Raw genomic sequence first — 9,174 nt, forward strand, 5'->3', positions numbered from 1 at the left:
TTCTAGTGTGTTTTCCGTTTATGTGTGCCAGAACTAATGGGTTTGTAGTTCGTTGGTTTCAAGTGATATCAGTTTGTTCTCAATCCAGCATTTTTCCTCAGTAACGATACTGATGGGGCAATGTGGGTCCTGAAACTGGATGATCTCCTGCTCTTCGATTAAACGATGTCTACGTATTCCATACTCATTGTCGCTGCTTGCATTTTGCATATCCATATCCTTGCAGGTCGGAAGACTTATTGTTGTTTATGTAAGTTAGACCATAAATCCAGGGTTATCTAACGGCGGATTGGAATTAAACCCGAAGTGGCTTGATGAAAAGCAATTTAGTTACCACTAAATAACGGGTTTCGCTGGCGATATCAGGCGGTTACCGTTAGCATTGGTAGCCATGAATAATCACCCTTCTGATATAGATTTACAGCGATGAGTTATCAGGTACTGGCGCGTAAATGGCGTCCCGCAAAGTTTACTGAAATGGTGGGGCAGGAGCATGTGCTCAAGGCCCTGGTCAATGCCCTAGACGATGACCGGTTGCACCATGCTTATCTGTTTACTGGCACCCGGGGTGTCGGTAAAACCTCGATTGCCCGTTTGTTTGCTAAATCGCTTAACTGCGAAACCGGCGTGTCTTCGACCCCCTGTGGCGAATGCTCTGCTTGCCGGGAAATTAGCGAAGGGCGCTTTATCGATCTGATCGAAGTGGATGCGGCGTCCCGAACAAAGGTAGAAGACACGCGGGAGCTGCTGGAAAACGTACAGTATGCGCCGACCCATGGCCGCTTTAAGGTATACCTCATCGATGAGGTACACATGCTGTCTACGCACTCTTTCAATGCGTTATTGAAAACCCTGGAAGAGCCGCCTCCGCATGTTAAGTTTTTGCTGGCGACAACTGATCCGCAGAAACTGCCGGTCACTATTCTGTCCCGCTGTTTGCAGTTTAATCTTAAGAATATGATTCCTGAGCGGATCGTTGATCATCTCGGTCGAGTATTGACTGCAGAAAATATCAATTATGAAGAACCCGCTCTATGGCTTCTGGCCCGTTCCGCCGACGGTTCGATGCGGGATGCGCTGAGTCTGACCGATCAGGCGATCGCCTTCGGTGCTGGCCAGGTGGTTGAAGCAGATGTTCGCGCCATGTTGGGTACTATTGACCAGCGATTAGTTTATCTTCTGGTAGACAGTCTGGCGGCTCATGACGCTAAAGCTTTACTGACCACCGTTGATGAATTAGCGCGCTTTTCGCCTGATTACAATGTTGTATTGGGCGATCTGATCAGCCTGATGCATCGCATCGCACTGGCGCAGATTGTGCCGGATGCTGTGGATAATGGCCTGGGTGATCGAGAGTTGTTACTGGATCTGGCGGGTAAACTGACCGCTGAAGATGTGCAGCTGTTCTATCAGACCGCTTTGATGGGGCGAAAAGACTTACCTTTTGTGCCGGATGCGCGTGAAGGTCTAGAGATGACGCTGATGCGGATGTTGGCGTTCAGGCCTGTATCGGTGAGTAGCCAGGGATTGAGTCAGCCCGGAGAATCATCAGCCGTTACTGTGCTACCTAAACCTGAAGCGACAGCTGTACTTGCAACTGCGCCCGTAGCGGTTATCGAGACCGAAGCCGCGAGTGCGCCTGAGCCGATGCCTCAGTCAGTTCAGCCCGCTCCACAAGCTACTCATCCGGTCGAACCGGAACCAGTGGCTTCACCTCAGTCTGAGATCCAGTCAGCTCCTCAACCGGTTCAGCCGGATGGGCCTCCTGATTATGATGAGTCTTACATGCAGGGTGGGTATGAGGATCAGCCGGGAAAAAAGTCTGAAGCTGATTTAGCCCCGCCAGCGGCCGCGGGGCATAACTCTGCACTGCATACGGTTTCTGGCTCCGTCTCTGAAGCAAAGACTGAAGCGTCGCAAAGGCCTGTCGTGGATCTACCATGGGAAGATAATTCCCCTGTGTTAACTGCGCCCGAAAAGCCCGCGGACAGTGCTGTACTAAAGAAGAGCCTTGAGCCAAATAACAGCCTTGAGCAAAGCAAACCCTTTATGCAGAGCTTGCCTGAGCCGGTAAGTGTTGCTGTTCAGTCTCCGGTTTCACCAACATTGGTTGTGGATAACGCGCCAGTGGAAGAGATCGTTGAGCCAGACGCTGAGGTGAGTCAGGATATTAGTCAGTTCAATGCAGATCAGTGGGTGCTGTTGGTCGAGTTGATTGGACTGTCTGGTATGACGTATAGCATCGCATCGAATACCTCGCTGGAGTCTGTTGAGGGTGGCTGGCGTTTCCATTACACCAGCGAACAGAAAGCGATGATCAGTGAAATTCATACTGATCGTATTCGTGAATCAATTGGTCATTATTTTAACACTTCGGTTGAGGTAGAATTCAACTTAGGTAATTACAGCCGCGAGACGCCAAGCCAGTACCGTGATCGGAAGCGGGCAGAGCGTCAGGTTGAGGCGGTCAGTTCCATTCAGAACGACCCTGTCGTACAACGGGTGATCGAACGGTTCTCGGGCCGTATCGATCTCGAATCGGTTCAGCCGATCGATTAAGCCAGAGATTAAGATAGATGAGGAAAATATGATGAAAGGTGACATGGGCAACCTGATGAAGCAGGCACAGAAGATGCAAGCTGATATGCAGAAAGCGCAGGAAGAGATCGCTAAGGCTGAAGTTAACGGCGAATCTGGCGCGGGTCTGGTTAAGATTGTGATGAATGGTCGCCATGATGTTCGTAGTGTCGCGATTGATGATAGCTTGATGGAAGAGGATAAAGAGATCCTTGAAGACCTGATAGCTGCAGCGATCAACGATGCAGTGCGTAAGGTTGAAAGCTCCACTCAGGAAAAGATGGCGAAAATTACCGGTGGTATGGGTATGCCGCCGGGCTTTAATATGCCGTTCTAAGGCGACTAATACTATGTCATTCAGCCCGCTTATCCAGGATCTGATAGATGCATTTCGTTGCTTGCCGGGCGTAGGACCTAAAACCGCCCAGCGGATGGCATTTCATATGCTTGAGCGCGATCGGGAAGGTGCGACATCGCTGGCAAGTGCGCTAACCATTGCGGCGGATAAGGTTGGCCATTGCAAAAGCTGCCGTACACTTTCAGAAAATGAACTCTGTCAGATCTGTACTGACAACTCACGGGATGACAGCAAGATATGTGTGCTTGAGTCTCCTGTGGATATGTTAGCGATTGAGCAGACCGGCGGCTTTAATGGTGGTTACTTTGTGTTGATGGGGCATCTGTCTCCCATCGATGGTGTAGGCCCAGATGATTTAGGCTTAGATAAACTGCTTATCCGACTTGAGTCGGGTGCGGTAAAAGAACTTATTATGGCAACTAACCCTACTGTCGAAGGTGAAGCGACCGCTCACTTTATTGCCGAACAGATAAAGGCGTTGGATATTAAAGTTACCCGCATTGCACACGGTGTGCCCGTGGGTGGTGAGCTGGAATATGTAGATGGTGGTACTCTGGCCCATGCGATGGCTGGTCGACGGTCCATGAATTGAGGTAGTGATGACTGAAGCCTATAACTGGCAGTTACTGGAAAGAGCTGCTGATCAGCCGGTCTGGATAACAGATGATGAAACCCTGGCCCACTACTGTAAAGCGTGGCAGGCATTGCCGCTGATTGCACTGGATACCGAATTTATTCGTGTTGATACTTTCTATCCTGCCCCCGGTTTAATTCAGATTGCCGATGATAAAGCCTGTTATCTGATAGATCCCCTGAAGATCGAAGATTATGCACCCATGGTGCAATTGTTTCTTGATCCCTCCGTGCTTAAAATACTGCATGCCGGTAATGAGGATCTGGAGCTCTTCCTCTATATGCTGGGTGTTCTGCCAACCCCTATTTTTGATACACAGATTGCAGCTGGCTTTCTTGGTTGGGGTTTTTCAATGGGCTATCAGCGCCTTGTTAAGTATGCGCTGGATATAGATCTGGAGAAGGGTGAAACGACTTCAGATTGGTTGCAGCGCCCGCTGACTGTTTCTCAGGAGCATTATGCTGCGCTAGATGTTGCTTATCTGCCTGCCCTTTGCCAACAGCAAATGGCTGAACTGGAAGAGCGGGGGATGTCTGACTGGGCACGAGAAGAGACGGCTTTACTGTTGAAGCAGATTCCGGATAACGATCCGGATGGAGTGACTTATTATCAGCGCTTCAGTCAGGCCTGGAAACATTCGCCTGAAAGAATTGCTGCGTTGCGTGATCTGACCGCTTGGCGGGAACGGATTAGCCGGCAGCGGGATACTACCCGTAATAAGGTGTTGAGAAATAATGCCCTGCTTGAGATTGTGAATAAGTGGCCGATGACACCTCAGGCGTTATCCCGGGTGGAGGATGTTCGGCATCAACAGGTAAAGCAGGACGGTGAAGTGATTCTGGGCTTTCTTAAGACGGCCGCGCAGTCAGCCGCCGCAAAGCCGCCAGCACCGATCCAGCGGCCCTTGAGTTACGAGTGGAATAAACCACTGAAAGTATTAAAAGCGATGGCGCGTGCTAAAGCAGAAGAGATAAATATAGCGCCGGAAATATTGCTGCGAAAGAAAGATCTTGATGCCCTGATTCGGACTGAAAATCAGGGTGTATTCAGCCTCCCGCCCAGCCTGTCAGGTTGGCGTAAAGAGGTGATTGGTGATGCATTGTTGGAAAAATTGCAGAGCCTGGAAGTATAAATAGAGAAAGTATGAAGAAGATTTGTAGCGTTTTCAGAAGTTCTAAAAAAGATGAAATGTATCTCTATGTCGATAAGACTGAGAAGATGACGCGGGTGCCTGACCCCCTTAAAGAGATGTTTGGTGCCCCGGTTCATGTATTTGATATGTTGTTGACGCCGGAGAAAGAGCTGTCCCGCGTTGATGCTACTCAGGTGCTAGAAGATATCCGTGTTAAGGGGTATTTTTTGCAGATGCCACCGCCAAAAGAGGATTACCTTCTGAACATCCATCAGGATCGTCCTGAAACCGGCGTTCGCTAGTGGCCCATCAGGTTTTCTGGCGCTCTAAGTCGCTGCAAGAGATGTCTTCCGATGAATGGGAGTCTCTCTGTGATGGTTGCTCTCTGTGTTGCCTGCATAAACTGGAAGATGAAGAGACCAATGAGGTGTATTACACCAGCGTTGTCTGTCATCTGTTGGATATGGAAACCCTCTTCTGTACTAAGTATGAAGAGCGTTGCTCACTGGTACCGCAGTGTGTAAAACTGCGCCCGGAAGATGTAAAAGAGTTCCACTGGTTGCCCCCGACCTGTGCATACCGTTTGGTTCATGAAGGAAAGGATCTGCATGACTGGCATCCTTTGATTAGTGGTCGTCGGGAATCGGTTAAGGAAGCGGGTGCATCAGTGCTGACCTGGTTTGAGGTTACCGATGATCAGGTCGAGGAAGACGACTATATCGATTATCTGATTCAGTAATTGGCATCTATTTGAAAAAAAACCGCCAATGGCGGTTTTTTTGTGTCGGGGATGGCTCATATGGCTGGGGAGCAACTCCCATTGAATATCTGAATCAACTGGGTAACTAATACTTTGGTTATGTCGGTATTTGAGAGGAGGTTAGTTGGATAGGTAACTCATTCGCTGAGCGAACAGCTCTTGGCAGGGGGCTATAATCGCTTTCAGATCGCTTTTCAGGCGACTCCCCATGAGTTCTGTTTTCTCAGTTTTAAAATACTCGATTACCATCTGTTCTTCAGAACGGTCATTCGCCGCAATATCCATTCCATCCCCGATGCAGTAAGCGTAAACAGGCAAGTGATTAGTGATCACCGTATCTATCTGGTCAGGATCAAGTAGGAGCTTACGTGAGGTTAGATAGCGCCGATATTCCTGCGCTGAAGCTGCCGCCATTCCCTTTATTTGTATGCTCGTAAATCGTCTGGCTTCGTCTTGGCTGACTAATAGTTGTTTCATCCGGGTATGGACTTTAGATACTTCTTCATTAAAGGAATGGGGAGCATAGCGCTCGTTGGTTGTACGATAGAGTTCCAGTTCGGCTACCTTAGCTTTCAGGCTGGTTATCTGTTCGCGCATCTCTATCGCTTCATCAAGAAGCTTAACCCGTTCATTCTTCATGTTGCTGATGACGCGCTGGGTAGGCGACAAACTATTCTGTCCGATACTGGGAGCTAGTTTGGGATCGGTTGCAGGGTTTCCGGGGCCTGAATCGGTAGGAATAACCATTTCGCCGAAACCTTCTACTTTTTTTCTATTTTCATCTTGTTGTTCGCTGATGCCAGAGTAGATGAAATAGCCCGCGGCTACGAGAATAATAAGTAGTACAGGGCCGCCGATAAGTAGAGCGAGTTTGAACTTGCTTAGCTGCATTGAGTTTGTGTCTGCCTGGTCAATTCTTGATAGCTATATACTTGTCTGTCAGCTCAATCATATCAAGAAGTATTCTGCCCGTTTCGGTGAGAATCGCTTCTTGTTCAGGTCTGATAGTTTTGCCCTGAGAGTCTTTTTCGAGCAGGTCATCCAGTTCGCTCAGCTCATTGATTTTGGGCTGCTGCTTTGAGGCCCTGCGTTGATTTTCCTGAGCCAGAAGCCACTGTTCAGAAGCATCCCGCTCACCCTGCAGTGTCGCTTCGTTAAGCGACAGTTCTTTATCTAGTTTATTCTTGTTGATTCGCTCAAGCTGAGAGTTCATAAACAGAAAATCAGGATCTGATTTGGTACGGCTTGTGTAACGTTCAATCAGTTCTGGCAGGAAAGAATTAAAACTGAAGTAGCGTCTGTGTGGTGTTTTCGCCACCATATCCCAGGGCAGAGCGCCGCTCAGAGAACTTTCACCTATCTCTTCAGTATCATAAAGTGTCGGCAGATTAACGTCAGGTATGACGCCTTTATGCTGGGTGCTTTCTCCGGAGATACGATAAAACTTAGCGTGGGTCAGTTTGATCTGTCCATGATTGAGGGGAGCCAGGGTTTGCACTGTACCTTTACCAAAGGTCTGTCCACCGACAATAATACCCCGTTGGTAGTCTTGAATAGCACCCGCAAAAATTTCTGAAGCAGAAGCACTCAAGCGGTTTACCAACACCGCCATCGGTCCGCGGTAAGCGATACGGGGATCAGGGTCTCTTAAAACTTGTACCCTGTTGTCAGGATCTCTTATCTGTACAGTAGGGCCTCGGTTAATGAACAGACCGACCAGCTCATTCGCTTCACGTAGCGAACCACCGCCATTATTGCGAAGATCAATGATCAGGCCATTTATCTCTTCAGCTCTGAGTTCATTTAATAGTTTAATGGTATCTCGGGTGGTGCTTTTATAGTCACTTTCACCACGTTGTAGGGCGGCAAAATCGATATAGAACGCAGGAATACTAATAACGCCAAGTTTATAGGGTTTACCTTGATGCTCAAGCTCGATAACACGGCTTTGCGCTGCCTGTTCTTCCAGCTTTACTTTATTTCGGCGAATTTTGATAACTTTGTGCTGTCCCTCTTCTCCATCCGCAGGTAACAGATCCAGCTTCACGACTGTGTCCTTCGGGCCGCGGATAAGAGCAACAACTTCATCGAGTCTCCAGCCGATAACGTCTTGAATTTCGCCATCTTCACCCTGGCCTACGCCTACAATTAGGTCTGCTGGTTTAAGCTGACCGGCTTTTTCTGCCGGGCCTGCAGGTACCAGACGAACTACTTTGGTGTTCTCGTTTTCACTCTGTAGTACTGCACCGATACCTTCAAGAGAAAGGCTCATATTGATATTGAAGTTCTCTGATCTGCGAGGAGAGAAATATTGGGTGTGAGGATCAAACTGTTGTGTCAGTGCGTTAGCAAAGCTTTGGAAAACATCTTCGCTATTGGTTTGTTGGGCTCTGGCTAGTTGGCTTTTATAGCGCTTTAAGATGACCTCTTTAGCCTCATCAACACTTTTATCTGCCAACTTCAGGCTTAACAGCGCACTTTTTAATCGTTTGCGCCAGAAGTCATCCATCTCTGCTTCATCGGCAGGCCATAGGCTCTCTTCTCGGTCAGTTAAGAGTGTTTCATCCAGCTTGAAATTTACCTTGAAGTTCGAATCTTCAAGCGTGGCAATTAACTTTTCTAAGCGTTCCTGTGTACGTAGTTGATAACGATTGAAGATTGCATAAGCGGCGGTCAACTCACCGTTTTTGATCTCATCATCAATCAGTGGACGGAACTTCTGGAATTCGGTGATATCAGCACGATAAAAATAGGCTTTAGTGGGGTCGAGACTTTCCAGGTATTGGTCAAGTACTTTCCCCGACAATTCATCATTCAGTACGATATCGTTATAGTGATCCTGATTCAGAGACGTAAGGATATCAACGATGGTCTGATTATGTATTGGTTCTGGTTGCAAAACTGAGTGTGTTTTCGCGCTTATCGGTAGCGCGATAATCAGGCTCAGCAATAGCGGCGCTGTGAGCAGTTGACGGATTTTACTTGTGTATATCAAGCTGTGTGTTCCTGTTTTACTACAAGGTATAGATTCTGAGACAGACAAATTAACTGCTTGTTCCCTTTTATCAGAACATCTGAGTGTAGTCTTGTCGTCAGCTGATGTAAAATCAACACCTTATCTCTTTATTATTAATCAGAGCAGGTATTGCCAACGTGATTAAACGAGTTGTCGGGGTTGCGGTGTTAGCCACTATTGTCGCTATTTCAAGCGGTTGTGGTGAAAGTGAAGAGGAAAAACGTTTTCATCAGGAACTGATTGATAAAGCACTGAATGATGATACGAAAAGAGAGGGCGATCGCTTTCTAGCCGAGAATGCGAAGCGTGAAGGCGTTGTGGTTACTGAGTCAGGGCTTCAATATGAGATTTTACAGACTGCTGTAGGTGAAAGTCCGCGGATACAGGACGATGTAAGGGTTAATTACAGCAGCTGGAAAGTCGACGGAGAACCTTTTGAAAGTTCAGCTAGCCAGGAAGAGAAACCTATTTTCCCGATTAGGGGGGTGATTAAAGGCTGGCGTGAAGTGTTGCCGAAAATGTCTCCGGGCTCAAAGTGGAAAGTTTATCTACCATCTGAGCTTGCCTATGGTGCGCGAAGTCCGGCAGAATCTGTCCCAGCGAACTCCGCTCTTATTTTTGAAATTGAACTATTAGAAATTCTGCCTCACGAAAAGGCTGACCAAAAATGATGGAACAACAGCAGTTTAATGCACAG

10 protein-coding genes are annotated in these 9,174 nt (G+C 47.9%); 7 read left to right on the forward strand and 3 right to left on the reverse strand.

Going from position 1 to position 9,174, the window contains the following annotated elements; genetic code table 11:
• Window positions 1-33: 33 nt before the first annotated feature.
• Window positions 34-210, reverse strand: coding sequence for a hypothetical protein (locus tag QZZ54_RS10600; protein WP_290702539.1), 177 nt, complete (start codon window positions 208-210; stop codon window positions 34-36).
• Window positions 211-426: 216 nt separating this feature from the next.
• Here QZZ54_RS10600 and dnaX point away from each other — a divergent pair, with 216 nt between their 5' ends.
• From dnaX to QZZ54_RS10630, 6 genes are read left to right on the forward strand one after another with little or no spacing between them, the layout of a single operon-like run.
• Entirely contained in the window at window positions 427-2,559 is a 2,133-nt protein-coding gene (dnaX, locus tag QZZ54_RS10605) for a DNA polymerase III subunit gamma/tau (RefSeq protein ID WP_290702541.1), read from the forward strand.
• A 28-nt stretch (window positions 2,560-2,587) separates the two neighbouring features.
• Window positions 2,588-2,914, forward strand: coding sequence for a YbaB/EbfC family nucleoid-associated protein (locus QZZ54_RS10610; RefSeq protein ID WP_290702543.1), 327 nt, complete (start codon window positions 2,588-2,590; stop codon window positions 2,912-2,914).
• Window positions 2,915-2,927: 13 nt separating this feature from the next.
• The gene (gene recR, locus QZZ54_RS10615) at window positions 2,928-3,527 is read left to right on the forward strand and encodes a recombination mediator RecR (RefSeq protein WP_290702545.1); all 600 of its coding nucleotides are present in this window, start codon (window positions 2,928-2,930) and stop codon (window positions 3,525-3,527) included.
• A 7-nt stretch (window positions 3,528-3,534) separates the two neighbouring features.
• Window positions 3,535-4,701, forward strand: a complete 1,167-nt coding sequence (gene rnd / locus QZZ54_RS10620) for a ribonuclease D (RefSeq protein WP_290702547.1) — start codon at window positions 3,535-3,537, stop codon at window positions 4,699-4,701.
• Window positions 4,702-4,712: 11 nt separating this feature from the next.
• On the forward strand, window positions 4,713-5,003 hold the full coding sequence (locus QZZ54_RS10625) for a YcgL domain-containing protein (protein WP_290702549.1): 291 nt from the start codon (window positions 4,713-4,715) through the stop codon (window positions 5,001-5,003).
• Window positions 5,003-5,440, forward strand: coding sequence for a YcgN family cysteine cluster protein (locus tag QZZ54_RS10630; protein ID WP_290702551.1), 438 nt, complete (start codon window positions 5,003-5,005; stop codon window positions 5,438-5,440). Before QZZ54_RS10625 ends, QZZ54_RS10630 begins: the two co-directional genes overlap by 1 nt.
• A gap of 141 nt (window positions 5,441-5,581) precedes the next feature.
• Here the strand turns inward: QZZ54_RS10630 and QZZ54_RS10635 are convergent, their stop codons facing one another.
• Both QZZ54_RS10635 and QZZ54_RS10640 read right to left on the reverse strand, forming a co-directional pair.
• Window positions 5,582-6,352 (reverse strand): hypothetical protein, encoded by a 771-nt coding sequence (locus tag QZZ54_RS10635; protein ID WP_290702553.1) that lies wholly within the window; start codon window positions 6,350-6,352, stop codon window positions 5,582-5,584.
• Window positions 6,353-6,371: 19 nt separating this feature from the next.
• Complete coding sequence (locus QZZ54_RS10640) at window positions 6,372-8,456, reverse strand: carboxy terminal-processing peptidase (RefSeq protein WP_290702555.1); 2,085 nt, start codon at window positions 8,454-8,456, stop codon at window positions 6,372-6,374.
• Window positions 8,457-8,614: 158 nt separating this feature from the next.
• Between QZZ54_RS10640 and QZZ54_RS10645 the strand changes: the two genes are divergently transcribed.
• Window positions 8,615-9,148, forward strand: coding sequence for an FKBP-type peptidyl-prolyl cis-trans isomerase (locus QZZ54_RS10645; RefSeq protein WP_290702557.1), 534 nt, complete (start codon window positions 8,615-8,617; stop codon window positions 9,146-9,148).
• Window positions 9,149-9,174: the final 26 nt, after the last annotated feature.

Origin of the sequence: Amphritea sp., from assembly GCF_016744155.1 — a bacterium.
Lineage (GTDB): Bacteria > Pseudomonadota > Gammaproteobacteria > Pseudomonadales > Balneatricaceae > Amphritea.